Raw genomic sequence first — 18,631 nt, 5'->3', positions numbered from 1 at the left:
TTTATATGAACACATCTTTGCTAGGCTGCAATCCGAAAGCCGCTAATTGCTCAACTACCTTTTGCTGAGGTAAGCCTACGACATTTGAAAAATCCCCTTCCACACGTTCAACAATCATCTCACCACATTCCTGTACTGCGTAGCTGCCCGCTTTATCCATGACATCCACGCGCTTCATGTAGGCGTCGATCGTAGCCCTACCAATCTCCTTGAAGACAACATTCGTGACTTCATGAAATAACTGAACTCGCTCACCAGAGATCAGACACATCCCTGAGCAAACTTGATGCGTCCGCCCAGATAAACGCTCTAACATAGTAACAGCCTCCTCAACGCTCTTAGGCTTACCTAGAGGTTCATCATCTATATACACTAAGGTGTCGCCTCCCAGCACCACTGCATCCGGAAACTTCACCGCTACTGCGGAGGTTTTAATCTCTGCATTTCGCTCGCACAAATCTGTTAGCGTAATATCACACCTATGCTCTTCCTCTGCATCAGAAGTAACTACTTCAAACTCAAAACCTAGCTCAGCAAGCAACTCTCTACGGCGCGGTGAACCCGAGGCCAATATCAATTGTTTCTTCATTACTTATAATCTCGGATATCAATCACAGGCCCATGTTTATCATCAATCTTAGAAGCATCCAATCCACAGCTAGGGCAGCGAAGACCACCTTCAATTCCCCCCATAGTCTCGATCTCACACATCTCTAAAAATAAATCAGCTTCGCAATGTGGACAAACTGCGCGATGAGAAAAATAGACCTCCATCATCGGTCTTACTACTGCAATAATTAACACCACTAGAAACACAGCCCAAGCGGCAACAAGGTGCCCTGCGCCAAGCACAGCACCTCCTACAAGAGCGACAAGCAGTGTGGTTTTCCAACTAGCATGCACGCGTCGCCTCAACTGGGCGCAATGGGTCAATGATGACGGTTTTTCCACACTCGTTCTCTAACACAGCAATCACCTGGTGTCGTCGAAAATTATGCGGCATTGCGTAGGAGCGCTACCATCACTCCCTGAATGATCAACTCTCTTGCTGGAATTAGATCAGGAAACATCTCATTCTCTGCGCGTAAAAATGGTTTTCCATTTTCTATCACATAGCTCTTCAACGTCGTCTCTCCATCTATCAAGGCCGCCACCACGTCTCCTCGCCGTGGCTCACGAAACTCGAGCACCACGGTATCGCCATTGCAGATATGAGCATCGATCATAGAGTCACCGCGTACTTTGAGCGCAAAGGTACGTGCATTACGTGGAATACCTAAACTACGGATATCAATGGAAAGGCATCCCTCTTGCTCCTCTTGAGTATCCTGCGCCATCCCTGCCGCGATCGAACCATATACCGGAATATCAACTATTTCCTCGCGATCGAGTTCCTCCACTAAAGCCACTGCTCTCGCCTTACCTGGGATACGCTGAATAACACCCTTCTTTTCAAGCGCTCGCAAATGATTCATCGCAGCCGTCTGACTTGCAAATCCAAAAAACTCCTGAATATCTCGACTCGAAGGCATTACTCCCGTCACACGCATTTCGCGCTTTAGATATTCATACACCTCAATCTGTCGCTTTGTTAATTCCTTACTCATAATTTGAACACTGTTCTTAAGAACATAGTGCGAATTATAAAAAGAAGCAGCAAGGAAAATTTCTATTCCTTAGACTTTAGGCTGCTAATCAAAGCTGAGATAAATATCGCAGTATAGAGTACTCCGCTCAATCCAGCAAAGGTCGCCACGACCTTCGCTATTGGACTCACCGGCACAATATCCCCATACCCCAGAGAAGTAATCGTTACGTAAGAATAATAAAGTTCCTCGGCTCGTGTCGTAGCCTCACCACTCACTTGATTGAAAATGGATCCTGGATCGCTCGTCCCCATCAACATAAAAAAGCTCGCCCAGAATAAGCCTAACAAAAGATACCCAGCAACACCTGCTAGAATTCGATCAGCCTTCGCAACATGCTCTTGGAAAAAGCTATATCGCAAAATCACCCTAAACAACAAAAGGTAAGCTGCAGAATTAAAAACAAGCCTCAGTACCAGCGAGGTATAACCAAGGTCGAACATGCCAAAGAACATCGAGCCTAGGACGAGAAATATATAAGCTTTAAGCCACCGTATGCTCTGCGACATGACATAACCACCAAGACAGAGAAAAGTGGTATAGAGCAGAATAACCACCTTATTTCCTTCCGGTGACCCGTCCCAGAATGCAGAAGTGAATATCAGCAGAACTTCTGCTGCAATGAGTACAATCGAACGATTACGTAGCTGAAAAGACATAGATCTTATTCACTCAAGTCTTACTGACTTTGCTCAAGTTCAACCTGACTAGCGGCCTCGTCAGCAGCTTTCTTATATGCACTAGCTGCACTAAATATTAACATTATCATGTAGAGTACGATTAAAAGAATGAACAATATTTTAATCACCTTACCTGGAGTGTCTAACTGCTTATGTTGCTGATATCCAGCGGGACAGGCAACAAGGCGATAAGACAGCCAAATATTAGCAAAGGGAATAAATGACCATAAGTAATTCCAACGAGACATCGACAGGTTCTTAAGACGAGAACAGGCTATCAGAATAGAAACAAGGATTCCGCCTAGATAGATTAAAATGAGTCCAATCATTATTCCTCCAACAAGAGCCTCTCCTAACCCCTCCATACCATTTTCGGGAGAAAAGGATGCTAGCCCAAAAATAAGGAATAACAACGCTCCAGTTGTTCCTATTCCAAGGAGGATATTCCACAAGATGAAAGCTACACGCCCCATCCCTGGGTAACTCCCACCATTACGTGCATTCATCGCGTCTTGAAGTGCATTTTCAGATTCTGGTGAAGCATAGGGATTCCCCGTGGCTCGAGCCTTCGCGACTGCGGAAGGCGGTACAATGTTCGACATTGAAGAGTCTGCTGCAGCGGCACCGCTCGGTGGAGGCGGCGGCACACTGTTAGCCCCCCCAGTTAGAGGAGACTGTAATTCTGGCACCTGATCGACCTTCACCCAATCTGACAAGCCAGGCCCCCACACAAGATCGCTCGCTAAATCGATCTTTCCATGTGCTATAGCCCCCTGAATAACTTCTAAAGTCACGGGTCCCTTGCGCTCTCCGTGCTGGCTATAGTACCAAACTTGTTCACTCATAATTTGTCGCGAACCCTACACCACAGCATCTGTCTTTGTGAAGGAAACAATCAAACTAAGTTTCATTGTTCAGAAGACTCACTCACCAAGCTTTTTCATCAACGCAGCCTCCATCGCTTTTTCTACCAAAATGGCCGCCATATGCTCAGTTGCCTTATCTAACCGCTGCACAGCTGCCTTAAGCTCATTAGCCTCAGCCGACTGAAGTGCTACACGCACCTCTTTCTCAGCAGTTTGAATAGCGTGGAGATCATCTAAATCCATCTCAGCGCCCACCTGTGCGAGCCCAGCAGAGACAGCCGGGAGCAATTCCTCAGCTTTCAACTTCGCCTCAGTGAAAACGCGTTCAGACATGTCATCAAAGGCATAGTCCACACTCTCGCTTACCATTTTTTCGACAGCTACATCATCAACATCAACTGCCGCACTATCAATCTCTAGTACAGTGTCTGTATTCGTCACTGTGTCACGTGTCAGCACCTCCAGAATACCGTTTTCATCGATCGAAAATTGAACACCCACACGAGCCTGACCCTTCGGAGAAGCAGTAAAATCCACATCTACATTCCCAAGTTCCCAATTATCTCTGGCCATTTCGCGTTCCCCCTGAAGCACTCTCACACGCATGCTCTGCTGGTTCGCCACAGCATTGGTGAACATTTCTCCAGCTTTGCATGGAATCGTAGTATTACGCGGAATCAAGACATTCATCAACCCACCAAAAGTCTCAATCCCTAAACTCAGAGGAGTCACATCCAAGAGAACCATTTCACGTAAAGCTCCCGACAGAACTCCACCTTGAATCACAGCGCCTAGCGTCACGGCCTCATCAGGATGCTGAGACAAGTCTGCTGTCTTGCCAAAAATACGTTCAACCAATGCGCGAACAGCTGGAATACGAGTAGAACCTCCGACCAAAACCACCGCATCTAACTCCTCAGCAGCGTTTTTAATCCCAGCATCATTCAGAACTCTGCGACAATGCGCCTCGGTCCGTCCGATCTCCGCAGTAACCACCTTTTCAAAGCTAGCCCGAGTAACCGTAAACTCGATATGTAAATCTTCCCTGAAAAATGGAATCCTCAAGTCAGTCTCCTCAGCATCTGACAAAATCTCCTTCACTCCTTTAGCTGCATCGATCAAGCGCTGACGCTCATCTGAGCTAAGCTCGGATCGATCTCCCACCTGTTCCCAAACCCATGAAGCCAGAGCTTCATCGAGATCATCTCCACCCAAATGTGTGTCGCCAGCTGTCGCCAACACTTGAAAAACACCCGAGCGCATTTCCAAAATCGATATGTCAAAAGTTCCACCACCCAGATCGTACACAGCCACACGCGCTTCTTCACCGAGCTTATCCAGTCCGTAGGAAAGTGCTGCAGCCGTTGGCTCACTCAAAATGCGCACCACTTCCAGTCCAGCAAGCTCACCAGCCTCTTTCGTTGCATTGCGCTGTGCATCATTAAAATAGGCAGGAACAGTGATCACAGCCTTTTCCACCACACGGTCCAATTGCATTTCGGCAATTTGCTTAAGTTCTTTTAAAATTTCAGCACTCACCTGTTGCGGAGTTTTTCCTGCTGCTAGAACCCCTCCGTCCGCTGCTTCACTCAGTGGAACACAGAAATTCTCATCAGCCACCTCACGATAGCGACGCCCCATGTAGCGCTTAATACTCGTTATCACCTCAGATCCAACTCCTCGGCGACGCAGCGCTGACTTACCCACTGACACCTCACCAGCGGCTCCATAGCTCACTGCGCTCGGCATGATGCGCTCACCTGATGAATTCGCTAAAAGTATTGGAAATCCACTTTCCACGATTCCTACAGCTGAATTGGTAGTACCAAGATCAATGCCTATAATATCCATGCCCCTTGCTATCCGCTATCTGTACTCTTTCAAGTATTAATACTCAGTCTCAATAAGATGCTTGAAATTGAGTCTCAAAAACAACTAAACCCTTATAAATAAAGAGTTTGACGACCTATCAACTATTGAGATAAGCTAACAGCATCATGAATGAAACCGCTACAAAAACAAGAACATGCGCAGCTTGCGCGTACTGGGACTCTGCAGACAATTCCAACGGTAACTGCCGCCGCAGCTCTCCACAATCCGTTGTCTTCGAAGTTAGTTCTGAAAAAACAATCAAGACTGTCTTCCCTGTAACTTCTGCATCAGACTGGTGCGGCGAGTTCAAAAGTAAATAACTTCTATCTCCGACAGTTCTCACACAACAAAGACCTTACAGTTCACTCTGTAAGGTTTTTCTCTGTTAGTGAAAACTCTTGCTATTGAGACCCATTCTCACCTATATTCAGCTGCGTGAAACAGCACCAAGAAGCAATCTCCCACATCGACGGCATGATTCAGAGCATTCCAGACCAAATGGATACTCTCCTTGACATGCGTCTGGCGCTCATGAATCAAGGCGAACCCGGACACTGCATCAGTGCTTACTTTCACCTCAAAACGCATCTTTCCGGTTGGTACCTTGAGCAGCTACACACTCTACGTGATCTACTCGAGACACGTATTCAAATCGATATCGTCATTCACGATGCCCAAGAGCGCTTAAAAGCCTGTCTCACTCTCGGCGACAATCACACACTGGAAGACTACTGCCAGGAACAAATGCGCCACATTGCCCTACAGAACAAAAAAGCTGAGCATATTCACATGCGTTTCAGCTGGGCATAAATTTTCAGAAAAAACGGAATTTTGGACATCCCCCTCAGAGAGTAGTTAGCTTATGGGCTAAGTTGTTATTCATATTAAAGCCACTATCCCGCTCTCGTGTCACCATGAGCAGCGGGGTTTTCTTTGGTTAATAGGATGTCTTTAGCGAAGGTCGCCACCAAAGTCGCTTCCTTGATTTCCTCTTCTCCATCCAATGCTCGATCACCACAATAGCTAAGATACAGAACAAGCCAGCGAATATCACCTGAGCTATACGTAGATAGAAATTCGAACTCGCACTGGAATCTCCCCCTGTAGAACTACCCAACAACACAAGAAATGTTGTGAACCCTGAGCCCCAGATCGCAGCACCAGGCTTTCCTGAATTGATCTTCTGAGCAAAAAAGAAAGAAAAGGCTAAGACTAGAGGGATGAGAAACCAAAATGTTGGCACAGCTACTAATAGATTATAAGCAACGATAATTGCCATGCCCCCGACAAAACAGGACTTAGAGTTATTCGTCATCACCTTAATACTCGCATTCGTACTCGGAGCCCCCGCCATCATGCAGATATACATCATGGCTAGCGAATACTGAACTAGGTTGAGGCTGAAGAACAAGAGTACGGCAGTAGTAGATACCAGCGTGGAAATGAAAGCTAGTCTTGCACGCTCTTCACGTGGAGGAATTGGCTTAGGAGCCGGCCGCTGAGGCTTTGGTGCATTAGGATCTACTTCCGCTATTCTATTAGGAATTAGTAAATGAAAGAGCCATGTAAAAAAGAAACCAGCTAATAAGTCGAACAAAATAAAAGACGCCACATAGTGCGAAGCCACTTTGGCTTGAAGACCTATAATTGGAACCATAGTGGCTCCAATGGTCATAAAAATGGTTGAGAGCGGTGGAGCTTTAGCGTCGTTATAAAAAACCAAGAAAAAGAATAAGCCATAGAGAGGCACACACACTAGTGGCAGCTGGAGGAAAAACTCGCTAATCACCAGACCAATAAGCAGCCCCACGCAGAGCCGCTTAACGATCTTCAGCGCAGTTGGCCACCCAATCCATGGTAAAGGCATGCTCAAGAACATAGCCACGAACAATGGCACCATATATGACAAGGGCCAGGCGACTCCATACGATACAGCTACGGCTGTGGTCACAGCCAAACTCAAACGTAGAGTACGAACCTGAGCTAAAGTCATATTAGTAAATATGTGAAAGGAAACTGACAAGCGATATCCAGATCTTCCCTGCTGTATTAAATACGAAATTTCCACCAGTGTAGACAATCACGTTTGCCTGGCCTCCGGCACGCTTAAAACCCTTGCCTTGGCCTTCATCAAAATCAATGACGACCGGGAAATGCTGAGCCTCACGTAACCACCCTTGCGTAGTCTTCACTGTTGCTAAACCTCCCACTTGGTTGTTTGCGTTATCGGAAACCCCCCAGCCCACACTACGAACCTTGCCCGTGAAAACCTTACCTGGAGCGGCATCTAATACAATATCGACTGGATCACCCTTATCAACATTAGCCAAACTATTCTCACGCATATTCGCTTGAATCCAAACCTCCTTAATGGAAATGAAGGTCATTACAGGGGCGCCGGGATTAGCATAATGTCCCACATCTATTAAGAAATTCGTAATAACTCCATCAGATGGAGCTACTATCGTTGCCCGAGTGAGATCGAGACGCGCATTCTCAAGCTTAGAAAGAGCTGCTTGAACCTTTGTATTATCCTGACCGGTCTTCCCTAAATTACTCTTAGCCTTCTCTAGTTCAGATTTGGCACTCGCAAGCTTTGCTTCGCTAGAAGCAATATTAGAACGAGCATCGTCGGCTCGGGACACAGAAGCTGCTCCTTGCTGAGAGAGCTTAATAATCCGCTCACCTTTTACTTTTGCATTAGTCAAATTCGCTTCAGCTTCTGCCACTTTCGCGTGAGCTGTAGAAACGCTAGCTGTGTCAGCATCCGATGACTGGCTTGCTTGCTGGAGATCCAGCTCAGCCTGTTTCACCGCGATTTCATATTTTTGTGAATCAATGTCTAAAAGCTTTTCCCCTTCTTTGACTATCTGGTTGTTGGTCACATAGACTTTAGAGACTCGACCTGACACCTCTGCAGCGATTGGGACTATGTAAGCCTCTACCCGAGCACTAGCTGTATAAGGCACATACTTATCACTAAAGATGTGCGCAAAAAAGAGCCCTACGATCGTAATCACAGTTATCCGAGTCCAAAACTTGATTGGGTCTCTTTTTGTCACTTCTTTAGGTTCCTCAACCTTTTTTTGATCCTCTGACATAATTTTAATTTTCTGATTTCCTCTGACGTAAGGGTTTGCCGTACATCCCCACAAGCCATGCAACGAGCACCGCTGTATAAAAATTACCAATAATCGCCTCAACCTGACAAAGCGATGATGCCCCTAAAGTCTGGGGTGTTATATCTCCGTAACCCAACGAGGTTAGCGTCACCATACTGAAGTAATTGAAAACATGAACTTTAGCTCCAACATCATTATCTAATAAATTTCCACTGAATGAATCGGGATCGATCGCATAGGTAAGGTTGTAAGCAGCCCCCCAAAGTAAACCTATGATAAGGTAAGTACATAAACTCCCAGCTATCACTTCACCATCCACCTGTTTTACTACACAAAGCTGCTTAATAAATGAAATCAAGATCAGCACGTAAAACATTACGAAAAAGCCCAGAGCTAACTCGCGGCTAAACTCTATAACCTCATAGACCCCTAGCCAATAAAGCACCAAGGCGAAAGCTAATATAAGCAAAATAAATGGCTTTTTCGTCCCTTGTTGAGCTGTGCGTGCTGCGAAAAAAAGAACTCCTGTAAGCCAAATATGAACGCCAGTCGACGCGATAGTACCGGATGGAATGAAAGGACTTACAATAATGTAAATCAATAGCACCACGAGTAAACGTAGAAATCCTTTCGTAAACGTCATAGAAATTGTTATCCCTTAGAGATTTCAGACACTTGAATAGGTGCGGGCACTTCTAAGAACTTACCCCAGTCCGTACGCTGCATCATTTTCTCACGCACCTCCTGTGGAATAGCTTCTGCTCGATCGCGCATTTCCCAACCACCTCCGAGTGCTTTGTACATCGCAATAAAGTCAGTGGCTATCGTTCCTTTCACAGCAGCATACTGGTCCTGGCGCTGCGTAAGAGAACGGATTGAATCTAGTACACGTTGGTAACCCGTAAGACCGTCCTTATACTGGATCATTGAAATTTCAGTCGAGCGCTCGGAAGACGCGACACCTTGTCGGAGAAACTCAGCCTCCTGCTTACTGTGAACAAAACCTGTCATCCCGTCTTCAACCTCACGCGCCGCATTAAGAACGATATTTTGATAAGCTGTGATAGCTTGTTCAAAACGCGCATCATCAACCCTCACCTTATTCTTAATTCTACCATAATTAAGAATATTCCATCGGAATGTCGGACCAAAACTAAACCCTCCATTGTCTCCACTAAAAACGTCATCGAGTGAACTCCCCGATAGATCGTTGGCGCTTACACCTAAAAAGCCCACCAAAGTAAAGCTAGGGTACAAGTCCGTTTTAGAAATCCCAATTTGCTCACACAGGGCAATAGATAACATTTCAGCCTGGCGAATGTCTGGACGGCGGCGTAACAGCTCAGCAGGAACCCCAACAGCCACTTTCACAGGCGCGACAGGTATCCCCTTCCCGCCCTTTAGCTGAGAGCGGATCAAGTCAGCATCCTTGGCTAACAAAACAGCCAAAGCATTGTGTAATTTATAGAGAGTGGCTTTAAAACGTGGTATTTGCGCCTGCGTGCTAGTCAAGAGCGTCTTCGCCTGCAGCACATCGAGCTCGGTAACTGTGCCGGCCTCAAACTGAAGCTCCACAATATTGAGTGACTTTTCCTGTAGATCGACGTTCTTTTTCGCGATCGCTATCCGCTCTTCAACAGTGCGTACATTGACATAAGCCGTCGCGACCTCTGCAGTTAGGCTTGTTACAATGTCATCAAAATTTGCCACATCTGCCAGTAAACTAGCATCAGCAGAAGCTATCGACTTTCTAAACTTACCCCAGAAGTCTAATTCCCAAGCTGCGTCAAAACCAAATGATGTCGAATTGAGGTATGGGTTTCCACCACCAGGCGCACGAGTACGGAAAAGATCACCACTTGCAGCTTGGCTCTGAGGAAACATATTCCCTTCTGCTATTCCTAGAATAGCACGTGACTCGAGAATCCGTAGTGCTGCTGACCGGATTGAAAGGTTTTGATCGTAAGCTTCCTCTACCAATAAATTCAGCTGAGGGTCATTGAACTGCTTCCACCAAGAAAGATCCACCTTGGACTTACTTCCTTTTTGCAAGCTAGAATTATCCATTCCCCACGCCGGCTCTATCGGTGCAACAGGAGCCACATACTCAGGCCCAACCATACAGCTCACACTCACAAGCGGAAGCGCTCCTAAGGTAACGGCTCTAAGACTAATTGAAGAAAACATAATTTATTCAGCTGTATTTTCTTCAAGCTCGGAAGTTCCTGCCGCTACACCATCTTTCTCGTTCACCCATGCCATGAAAACAGCATAGGTAATAGAGAGGACGACAGCACCTACAAAGAGACCAACAATCCCTGAAAGCATCATTCCACCGATAGCTCCTAACAAGATCACAAGCATTGGTGTGTCCACTCCACGTGCCATAAGAATAGGCTTAAGAATACCATCACTCGCACTGACGAGGAATGAATACACTAAAAAGATAACCGCTGGCACCGTATCGTACTGAGAAAATGCATAAGCCGCGATCGGCCCAAGAACGAGAATAGGTGGTAACTGAACAATTGCACAGATAAGAACCATCACCCCCCACACACCAGCACCCGGGATCCCCATTACCAACAAACCAACCGTAGCCAGTACGGATTGAATCACCGCCACACCGATAACACCAGTCATCACCCCTCGGATCGTTGCTATTGTAAGCTTCGTAAACTCCTCACCGCGCTTACCCGCAAAACTACGCGCAATTTTACGAGTTACAGCAAAACCTTTAGCTGGATTGATCAACAACACCCCGGCAATGATGAAAGAAATAACGAACTGCAAAAGTCCCTTCAGACCACCTCCTATGGCACCAACAAGTTTTGCAGCAGTATCTTGAGCTAGTGGCGCCGTAGCTTTAATCGCAGCCTTTAAGTCAGTCGCTGCTAAATTCCAAATTTCACTAGCTTTCTTTCCTACAACCGGAATCTCAGCGACCTTAGGCGGCGCCTCTTTGATGAAATGAGCCTCATTATTTTTGAGATCACCTGCGACCTCTTGCACTACATCGATAGAGGTATTCGCAAGCACTACCACTGGCACGACGAGAACAGCCACCGTCAATAAACTAAAGCCTATGCAGACTAGCTTACGCTTCCCTCCAAAAACCTTAGTGAGCTTATCGATCATTGGCGAAAAGGCCACGGCGATGATAATCGCCCATACTACGGGCATGACGAAAGGGTGTATGATTTTGTAAGACAGGCTTAGCATCAAGCCTATAAGGAAAATCTTAACTGCGGCATCGATAGCATTGCGAACGAATGCATTGTCATTTTCTGAAGAGTTCATTAAAAATGTTGGTATTAAATTTAGCCTAACAAGCACTAACAGCGCCACTAATTCACATGATGTATAGAAAACACTCTATGTTTTTACAATGCCAATATACATCGCTGAACGTGACAAAAAAATGCCGAGTCACCTATGTGAACTCGGCATTTAAAATCTTATAGATCAAGTTGTGCTACTTATCCTCTTCTGGGTAATCCGAGGGCTTATACTCGAAAACACGAACTCCTGGAGCGTTCGTCACATAATTCCATAACCAGTGGATAAACACACTCAGCTTAGAGCGGAAATCAACAAGGAACAAAATGTGGATGAACAACCATGCAAGCCATGCGATAACTCCCTTGAGCTGAATCTTACCAAACTCGACAACCGCGTGGAAGCGGCCAACAATCGCCATAGCTCCTTTATCCCAGTAAACAAATCCTGGACGTTCAGCATTCTCATTGCCTGGAACAGCTTCGTTTACTAGTAGTTTACCGATGAAGCGTCCCATTTGTGAAGCTGCTGGAGCCACACCAGGAACAGGCACACCCTTAATGTCCTTCATGAAGGTAACATCACCTGCCACAAAAATTTCTGGATGATTAGGCAGTGCGAGACACGGCTCAGGCGTAACCTTTCCAGCCCTATTCACCTCTACTGGCAGCTTGGACACAATGCCTTCAGCCTCCACACCTGCTGCCCAAAGAATAGTCCCAGCTTCTAAAACCCCATCCTTCGTGATGACCTGACCTTTTTTAATGTCAGTCACCATAGTATTCACAAGAACCTCGACACCAAGACTCTCCAGTCGTTTCTGCGTATACGCTGAACTATCTTCCTGATAAGGAGGTAGCAAACGAGGCCCAGCCTCAATAAGGATAACCTTTAGATCACTTGTATCAATACGGCGGAAGTTGCGCTTCATGGAACGCTGAATGAGCTCTACAAAAGCACCCGAAAGCTCAACCCCTGTAGGTCCTCCACCAACGATAGCAATAGTCATCAAGCGCTCACGCTCAGCAACATCATCTATTAACTCAGCTTGTTCTAAATTTTTAAGAACTCTCTGGCGAATCTCACAGGCTTCGGCGAGCGTTTTCATGCCAATCGTATGCTCTGCCCAGTGATCGTTACCAAAGTAGCCGGTCTTAGCACCTGCAGCGACTACGAGAGTATCATAATCATAAATATTACCACTCTTACCATGCACTGACTTCCCCTTAGAATCGACTTCAGTTACTTCATCCATCAATACAGTCACGTTTTCAGCATCAGCTAAAATACTACGTAAAGAACGTGCAATATCGTGAGAAGGAAGTGTCGCTGTTGCTACTTGATATAGCAAGGGCTGGAACAAATGGTGATTTGTCCGATCAATCAGGGTGACTTCAAAAGTCGGCTTATTTGCGAGTTGCTTAGCACATTCTAAGCCTGCAAATCCTCCGCCAATAATCACTACTTTTTGCACTACAGGAACTGACATGCGCAGGCTCTAATCCCTCTCTCAGTGATACACAAGCACGACTTTGTGAATATTTTCACAAAGTCACGTCTTGTGTCATAAAAAAGCAGCCAAAATTTAGTTCCAACAATGAAATTAATCCTAAATTAATCTTAAATAAAAACACGAACACACTATAATAAAGAACATTAAGACAACCAAAACAGCTGGGTGAATATTCCCTAGTAAAAAAGCAAGAACGTTCAATACATTTTAAAGCTGACCAGATAGTCTCAAATTGTCTTAGGAAAACTCACCATCCCCCAAGGTACTCAACTCTTAAGACTTAGGCAAAACAAAAATACATAAGGTACTAACACTTCTCATGGTAGTACCTGCACCCCTTCTCCCCGATTAGCGCCGTTCGGCTGGTGATCACCCTCTCACCAGCCGAACGTCTCCCCCTCCCCCAACTTTCCCCTAAACCCCATAATATCCCCTTGGGCATTCTTTTATAGAATGCCCTTTTTTATGCCCTCATTGCTCGATTACTCCTTGATCCGCTGTGAAATTAGCGTTCCTATTTCAGTATGAGATACGAGCCTGTTCCCAATTCCCTTTTCGTACGCAATCGTGAGCGACTCCGCGAACTGCTCAAGCCGAACTGCATCATCATTCTCCACTCGAATGATGTCATGCCTACGAATGCCGACGGCGTCTTACCCTTCAAACAAAACTCTGATCTCATCCACCTCACCGGCATCGACCAAGAAGAAAGCATTCTTTTGCTATTTCCTGATGCTCAAAAAAAAGAACACCGTGAGATTCTCTTTGTGCGTGAAACCAACGAACACGTCGTCGTATGGGAAGGCCACAAACTCACGAAAGAACAAGCCACAGAAGTTTCAGGAATTACCAACATCCAGTGGACAAACTCTTTTGACTCTCTCTTCCACTCCCTTGTCCAACAAGCTGAGACTATATATCTCAATACCAATGAGCACCTTCGAGCCGAGGTGAGCATCGAAACCCGCAATGATCGCTTCATAAAAAAATGTAAGTCAGCCTACCCGCTCCACAGCTATAGTAGGCTCGCCCCGCTGATGCATCAACTCAGAGTGACCAAACAAGCGGAAGAAATCGACATCATCCAAAAAGCATGCGACATCACTGAATTAGGATTCCGCCGAGTTCTAAAAATGATCCAGCCAGGAGCCGGAGAGTGGGAAGTGGAAGCCGAATTCATCCACGAATTTGTAAAAAATAAATCCCGTGGCTTTGCCTATACTCCCATCATTGGCGGCGGCGCGAGCAATTGCATACTGCACTACTTAGAAAATAATCAGCCCCTACAAGATGGAGAACTCGTTCTCATGGATGTCGCCGCTGAGTATGCAAACTGGAATGCTGACATGACTCGTACCGTACCGGTCAATGGCAAGTTTAGCCCGCGCCAGCGAGAAGTTTACGATGCAGTCCTACGCGTAATGCGCCAAGCCATTGAACTACTTCGTCCAGGCCTCACTCCTAGCGACTATCAATCTCAAGTACTCCAAATCATGGAAACCGAGCTTATCCAGCTGGGACTTATCGATGCCGCAGAAGCCAAAAAACAAGACTCTAGCAAACCTCTCGTCAAAAAGTACTTCATGCACGGAACATCTCACCACCTCGGACTCGACGTGCACGATGTATCTCCGACCAATGCACCATTCGCCGTAGGCAATGTCCTCACCGTAGAACCTGGCATTTACATCCCAGAAGAAAACATCGGCATTCGCTTAGAGAATGATATCTACATCGGAGCTACAGAGAACACCGATTTGATGGCAAACATCCCGATTGAAGCGGATGACATCGAAAAACTCATGGCTGAATAACTAAACCGTGCGCACACCATCATCGACCATTTGCACTAATAGCTCTGGATGATTTGCGAGTGCTGGATCCTCGTGTAATAACTTATCTGCTTGGGCTCGAGCTTCTCGTACTAGTTCAGCATCTGCTAAAAATTCAATAAATCTGAGATCAGATAGACCACTCTGCTGGGTTCCTAAAACATCTCCTGGTCCGCGCAGCCGGAGATCGGCTTCCGCTATTTTGAAACCGTCATCAGTCCCCGCTAGAACCTCTAGCTTATCCATTGCCTCCGAACTCTTTCCATCTGTCACTAGCACACAGTAGCTCTTGTGCTCCCCACGTCCGATTCTACCACGAAGCTGGTGAAGCTGAGAAAGTCCAAACCGTTCAGCATTGTATATCACCATTAGATTCGCATTGGGAACATCTACCCCAACCTCGATTACCGTGGTCGAGACCAGCACATCTGTATCGCCGTCTCGAAACTCTCTCATCACTAGCTCCTTCTCCTCAGCACTAAGCCTCCCATGTAGCAAGCCAACTCTATATTTAGACAAACGCTTTTGCCACTTATCAAACTCAACAGTCGCTGACTCAGCTTTGAGCGATTCACTCTCTTCCACCAATGGGTATACTAGGTACGCCTGTCGCCCCTGTTCTAGCTGCTGCTTCACGAACTTCGTAACATCTGAAACTTTCGCCTTAGGACGGAGTGCTGTAATCACTTTACCCCTCCCCGCTGGTCGCTCATCTAAAACAGAAACATCTAAATCTCCGTAGATAGTCAGTGTGAGAGTTCGGGGAATAGGCGTAGCCGTCATCACTAACACATCAGGAACCAAACCTTTCTGTACCAATTTACTGCGCTGCTCCACTCCAAACTTATGCTGCTCATCAATAATCACTAAACCTAGATCATCGAAAGCTTCATCATCATATAATAAGGCATGTGTACCGATTAATAACTGAGTACCTCCTCCAGAAATAGCATCCTCCCTGCGAGAAGAAGTCCGTATACCCACTTGAATACCCAGCGGCTCTAACCATTTACAAAATGTCAAATAGTGCTGTTCTGCTAGAATCTGAGTAGGCGCCATCAAAGCCACCTGCACTCCACTCTCAATCGCCAATAAAGCAGCGCACATCGCTACAAATGTTTTGCCTGCGCCCACATCACCTTGCAGCATCCGGTTCATTGGACGAGCTTGGCGCATATCAGATACGATCTCTTTCACCGAACGCTTCTGCGCCCCAGTCAGATCAAACGGCAAGCTCTCATAAAACGCTTTGAGCAAGGTCGTTTTCTTCCCCAGAACACGTCCTCGTTGAGCCTCATAGCGCGACTTCCTCCATGCCACATTGAGCTGCAACATGAAAAACTCCTCTAAAGCAAAAAATCGTCTCGCAGCTTCTGACTGCTCAAGCGTCTCAGGAAAATGTACCTCTCTGTACGCGTCAATCCTAGGATAGGTCGAATCTACAGAATAAGCCAATGCCACACTCTCTGGCTCTACTTGCCTACTCAGCTGATAAATAAGTTCTCTTAAGCGACGCTGATGGACTCCAGCCACATTTCGATAAACCGGAACAAGACGATCGAGATGAACACTTTCATCTACCATATCGTTAATGATTTCAAAATCAGGATGATCTATAACCAACTTCCCTGAACTCTCTTTTGGCTTTCCAAAAAAAACTAATTCATGCCCCACTGCTAGCATCTTAGAAATGTAAGGCATATTGAACCATCTAAGCGTTATAGTAGAACCTGAGAACCCACCATCAGCCTGAACGACTACTTCATGGAAACCACGCCCCCCGCCAAAACCTTTTCTCTGACAATCCGTTACAAACCCACGAAGGCACATCGATTTCCCTGTAACTTGAGCAGGAAAGGCGTCAAATTGCCTACGGTCTTCATAGCGCTTCGGCAAATGATCGAGTAGATCTTGAACCAACAATATTTTCGCAGTTGAAAATGCTATTACCTCCTTGGCTGGTACAAATCCAAGGGAAACAAGCTCATCTGTTACTAGCACCGCCATCAGCCATCAGTGCGCGCTGCACGGACATCTTGGATGACCATTTGTAATGTCGTGCGCCCGCGGAATGTATTTCGATCTATCGTAAAAGCCACGTCCCATGGTGGATCAGGTAAGTTACGCTCTCCACCGCTGAAGAAAATAGCATCTTGCTCTGAAATCCCCTGACGGAGAAAAAGTTTAAGGTGCTTATTTTTTAAATGACGCGGAGCTTCAGTAAGCCATACGCCTCGGCTCATAAAGACCGGTTGCGGATTCTGGCTTCCAAAGGGCTGCAACAAGTCGTAACTATCCAAAAAGTCGAGAGAGAGCTCCTCAAAGTCAATCTCCGCATCCACATTCATACGCGGAGCTCGCTGCTCTTTAGACGTCGTCTCTAAGACATACTTAGCAAAATTCTTACGGAAGGCTGGGATATTTTCTTCTCTAATACTCAGACCTGCAGCCATGTCATGGCCACCGCCTGAAATCAAATCCTCAGGGCATGCCTGGATCGCTCCCACCAGAGATACTCCCTCGACACTACGACCACTTCCCTTACCGACTCCATCATCATCAATCGCCACGATAAATGTCGGCTTATAAAACTGGCGCATCAAGCGGGAGGCTACAATCCCCACCACACCCGGATGCCAATCACGTGAACCTAAAACAATCACAGGATCATTCTTTGGGTCGCACTGCTCCTCCACCATCTTCATGGCTTCTTCACGAATCCGCTTTTCGTAGGTCTGTCGCTGACGATTGTAACCGTCTAACATCTCTGCAAGCTTCTTAGCAGCTCCTGCATTAGATTCACATAAAAGCGCCAGAGCATCTTCAGGTTTATCCATGCGACCTGCAGCATTGATACGAGGACCAAGTCGGAAACCGACATCCATGCTCGAAACATTACCATTTAGCTCAGCCACTTGCTGAAGAGCTTTTAACCCAACATTACTAGTATTAGGTAAGCGCATTAAGCCGTGGCGTACAAGCAGGCGATTCTCCTCTAATAAAGGAACGATATCCGCCACAGTTGCCACAGCCACCATATCAATATAGTTCTTTAGATCAAAACCATCGATATTCCTCTGCTTGAGCAATGCGTGAGCGAGTTTAAATACTACGCCAGCAGCACAAAGGTAATGGAAATCGTCACCAAGCTTTGGATTAACCACTGCCACACATTCTGGACAGCCCCTCACTGACATTTCGTGATGGTCTACCACGATCACATCAACTCCTAGATCATTCAGTTTAGCAATTTCATCGATCGACGCTGTGCCACAATCAACAGTGATTATAAGATCAGGCTTCCCGTGCTCCTCTATCAGGTTCTTGATTGCCGCATCACTCAGGCCGTAACCTTCCTCTCCACGCGTAGGAATGAAAATCCCTCCACTTACACCGTAGGCATTTAACACTGTGCGCATAAGCGCGACAGATGTCACACCGTCTACATCATAATCACCGTAGACCAGTACATGCTCGCCTCCATCAACCGCTTGAAAAATTCGGTCTACAGCCTTCTGCATATTTGGCAAAAGATAAGGATCACTCAGGTCCTTTAGCTTAGGTTTCAAAAATTTTCGGATCGCCTCTTCTCCAGAAACACCACGTTGGCCTAACAGCTTAAGCAAAATGCTAGGAATCCCTCCCACATTTCGCTCAGTTATCTCAGGATCTTTTTTTAAAATCCACTGTCTTGGCTCCTCTTCCATCTAGTCAAGACACGCTATCCCTGCACTACCCTCAGCTCAAGCAATCTTTCAGAAAGCTGAAGGAAAAAGAAATGCCGAGCAATTGCTCGGCATTTCAATAATTAGAAAACTGTG

17 protein-coding genes are annotated in these 18,631 nt (G+C 46.2%); 3 read left to right on the top strand and 14 right to left on the bottom strand.

The window, feature by feature from the left end:
• Window position 1: 1 nt before the first annotated feature.
• The 6 genes from ACSHX2_RS00605 to ACSHX2_RS00580 all read right to left on the bottom strand — a co-directional run bounded on the left by ACSHX2_RS00605 (window position 2) and on the right by ACSHX2_RS00580 (window position 5,043).
• On the bottom strand, window positions 2-589 hold the full coding sequence (locus tag ACSHX2_RS00605) for a Maf family protein (protein WP_435689560.1): 588 nt from the start codon (window positions 587-589) through the stop codon (window positions 2-4).
• The gene (locus ACSHX2_RS00600; RefSeq protein ID WP_435689558.1) at window positions 589-951 is read right to left on the bottom strand and encodes a hypothetical protein; all 363 of its coding nucleotides are present in this window, start codon (window positions 949-951) and stop codon (window positions 589-591) included. Before ACSHX2_RS00600 ends, ACSHX2_RS00605 begins: the two co-directional genes overlap by 1 nt.
• Before the next feature lie 41 nt (window positions 952-992).
• A complete protein-coding gene (gene lexA / locus ACSHX2_RS00595) occupies window positions 993-1,607 on the bottom strand; it encodes a transcriptional repressor LexA (RefSeq protein WP_435689556.1) in 615 nt (204 codons plus the stop codon).
• A 62-nt stretch (window positions 1,608-1,669) separates the two neighbouring features.
• Window positions 1,670-2,305: a potassium channel family protein gene (locus ACSHX2_RS00590; RefSeq protein ID WP_435689554.1), complete on the bottom strand. Its 636-nt coding sequence runs from the start codon at window positions 2,303-2,305 to the stop codon at window positions 1,670-1,672.
• Window positions 2,306-2,325: 20 nt separating this feature from the next.
• Entirely contained in the window at window positions 2,326-3,171 is an 846-nt protein-coding gene (locus ACSHX2_RS00585) for a DUF4339 domain-containing protein (RefSeq protein WP_435689552.1), read from the bottom strand.
• Between the two features lie 78 nt (window positions 3,172-3,249).
• Window positions 3,250-5,043, bottom strand: coding sequence for an Hsp70 family protein (locus tag ACSHX2_RS00580; protein WP_435689550.1), 1,794 nt, complete (start codon window positions 5,041-5,043; stop codon window positions 3,250-3,252).
• Window positions 5,044-5,189: 146 nt separating this feature from the next.
• Between ACSHX2_RS00580 and ACSHX2_RS00575 the strand changes: the two genes are divergently transcribed.
• Both ACSHX2_RS00575 and ACSHX2_RS00570 read left to right on the top strand, forming a co-directional pair.
• Window positions 5,190-5,384 (top strand): hypothetical protein, encoded by a 195-nt coding sequence (locus ACSHX2_RS00575; protein WP_435689548.1) that lies wholly within the window; start codon window positions 5,190-5,192, stop codon window positions 5,382-5,384.
• A 115-nt stretch (window positions 5,385-5,499) separates the two neighbouring features.
• The gene (locus tag ACSHX2_RS00570; RefSeq protein WP_435689546.1) at window positions 5,500-5,874 is read left to right on the top strand and encodes a hypothetical protein; all 375 of its coding nucleotides are present in this window, start codon (window positions 5,500-5,502) and stop codon (window positions 5,872-5,874) included.
• Window positions 5,875-6,001: 127 nt separating this feature from the next.
• On the opposite strand, the gene ACSHX2_RS00565 is transcribed toward ACSHX2_RS00570, so the two are convergent.
• From ACSHX2_RS00565 to ACSHX2_RS00540, 6 genes are all read right to left on the bottom strand, one after another.
• The gene (locus ACSHX2_RS00565) at window positions 6,002-7,057 is read right to left on the bottom strand and encodes a hypothetical protein (RefSeq protein WP_435689544.1); all 1,056 of its coding nucleotides are present in this window, start codon (window positions 7,055-7,057) and stop codon (window positions 6,002-6,004) included.
• 1 nt (window position 7,058) lies between these two features.
• A complete protein-coding gene (locus ACSHX2_RS00560) occupies window positions 7,059-8,165 on the bottom strand; it encodes an HlyD family secretion protein (protein WP_435689542.1) in 1,107 nt (368 codons plus the stop codon).
• 4 nt (window positions 8,166-8,169) lie between these two features.
• Window positions 8,170-8,829 carry an ion channel gene (locus ACSHX2_RS00555; protein WP_435689540.1) on the bottom strand — a complete coding sequence of 220 codons (660 nt, stop codon included), beginning with the start codon at window positions 8,827-8,829 and terminating at the stop codon, window positions 8,170-8,172.
• Window positions 8,830-8,837: 8 nt separating this feature from the next.
• Window positions 8,838-10,373, bottom strand: coding sequence for an efflux transporter outer membrane subunit (locus tag ACSHX2_RS00550; protein ID WP_435689538.1), 1,536 nt, complete (start codon window positions 10,371-10,373; stop codon window positions 8,838-8,840).
• A gap of 3 nt (window positions 10,374-10,376) precedes the next feature.
• Window positions 10,377-11,486: an AI-2E family transporter gene (locus ACSHX2_RS00545; protein WP_435689537.1), complete on the bottom strand. Its 1,110-nt coding sequence runs from the start codon at window positions 11,484-11,486 to the stop codon at window positions 10,377-10,379.
• A 175-nt stretch (window positions 11,487-11,661) separates the two neighbouring features.
• Window positions 11,662-12,954, bottom strand: a complete 1,293-nt coding sequence (locus tag ACSHX2_RS00540; protein WP_435689535.1) for an NAD(P)/FAD-dependent oxidoreductase — start codon at window positions 12,952-12,954, stop codon at window positions 11,662-11,664.
• A gap of 548 nt (window positions 12,955-13,502) precedes the next feature.
• Between ACSHX2_RS00540 and ACSHX2_RS00535 the strand changes: the two genes are divergently transcribed.
• Window positions 13,503-14,792, top strand: a complete 1,290-nt coding sequence (locus tag ACSHX2_RS00535) for an aminopeptidase P N-terminal domain-containing protein (protein WP_435689533.1) — start codon at window positions 13,503-13,505, stop codon at window positions 14,790-14,792.
• Here the strand turns inward: ACSHX2_RS00535 and recG are convergent, their stop codons facing one another.
• Both recG and recJ read right to left on the bottom strand, forming a co-directional pair.
• The gene (gene recG / locus ACSHX2_RS00530) at window positions 14,793-16,817 is read right to left on the bottom strand and encodes an ATP-dependent DNA helicase RecG (protein ID WP_435689531.1); all 2,025 of its coding nucleotides are present in this window, start codon (window positions 16,815-16,817) and stop codon (window positions 14,793-14,795) included.
• Complete coding sequence (recJ, locus tag ACSHX2_RS00525) at window positions 16,817-18,517, bottom strand: single-stranded-DNA-specific exonuclease RecJ (RefSeq protein WP_435689529.1); 1,701 nt, start codon at window positions 18,515-18,517, stop codon at window positions 16,817-16,819. The genes recG and recJ overlap by 1 nt, the downstream gene beginning before the upstream one ends.
• Window positions 18,518-18,631: the final 114 nt, after the last annotated feature.

The sequence above is a fragment of the Rubritalea sp. genome (assembly GCF_051252225.1).
In the GTDB taxonomy this organism is placed as follows: domain Bacteria; phylum Verrucomicrobiota; class Verrucomicrobiia; order Verrucomicrobiales; family Akkermansiaceae; genus Rubritalea.
The sequence above is the reverse complement of the archived record's forward strand: the minus strand, read 5'-3'. Positions and strand labels throughout refer to the sequence as shown.

Bases quoted from the DNA above. Each gene is read 5' to 3' on its own strand.
- ACSHX2_RS00565 (WP_435689544.1), bottom strand. From the start codon at position 7,057: ATGACTTTAGCTCAGGTTCGTACTCTACGTTTGAGTTTGGCTGTGACC.
- ACSHX2_RS00585 (WP_435689552.1), bottom strand. From the start codon at position 3,171: ATGAGTGAACAAGTTTGGTACTATAGCCAGCACGGAGAGCGCAAGGGA.
- recJ (WP_435689529.1), bottom strand. From the start codon at position 18,517: ATGGAAGAGGAGCCAAGACAGTGGATTTTAAAAAAAGATCCTGAGATA.
- ACSHX2_RS00540 (WP_435689535.1), bottom strand. From the start codon at position 12,954: ATGTCAGTTCCTGTAGTGCAAAAAGTAGTGATTATTGGCGGAGGATTT.
- ACSHX2_RS00575 (WP_435689548.1), top strand. From the start codon at position 5,190: ATGAATGAAACCGCTACAAAAACAAGAACATGCGCAGCTTGCGCGTAC.
- ACSHX2_RS00605 (WP_435689560.1), bottom strand. From the start codon at position 589: ATGAAGAAACAATTGATATTGGCCTCGGGTTCACCGCGCCGTAGAGAG.
- recG (WP_435689531.1), bottom strand. From the start codon at position 16,817: ATGGCGGTGCTAGTAACAGATGAGCTTGTTTCCCTTGGATTTGTACCA.
- ACSHX2_RS00550 (WP_435689538.1), bottom strand. From the start codon at position 10,373: ATGTTTTCTTCAATTAGTCTTAGAGCCGTTACCTTAGGAGCGCTTCCG.
- ACSHX2_RS00545 (WP_435689537.1), bottom strand. From the start codon at position 11,486: ATGAACTCTTCAGAAAATGACAATGCATTCGTTCGCAATGCTATCGAT.
- ACSHX2_RS00590 (WP_435689554.1), bottom strand. From the start codon at position 2,305: ATGTCTTTTCAGCTACGTAATCGTTCGATTGTACTCATTGCAGCAGAA.
- ACSHX2_RS00580 (WP_435689550.1), bottom strand. From the start codon at position 5,043: ATGGATATTATAGGCATTGATCTTGGTACTACCAATTCAGCTGTAGGA.
- ACSHX2_RS00535 (WP_435689533.1), top strand. From the start codon at position 13,503: ATGAGATACGAGCCTGTTCCCAATTCCCTTTTCGTACGCAATCGTGAG.
- ACSHX2_RS00555 (WP_435689540.1), bottom strand. From the start codon at position 8,829: ATGACGTTTACGAAAGGATTTCTACGTTTACTCGTGGTGCTATTGATT.
- lexA (WP_435689556.1), bottom strand. From the start codon at position 1,607: ATGAGTAAGGAATTAACAAAGCGACAGATTGAGGTGTATGAATATCTA.
- ACSHX2_RS00560 (WP_435689542.1), bottom strand. From the start codon at position 8,165: ATGTCAGAGGATCAAAAAAAGGTTGAGGAACCTAAAGAAGTGACAAAA.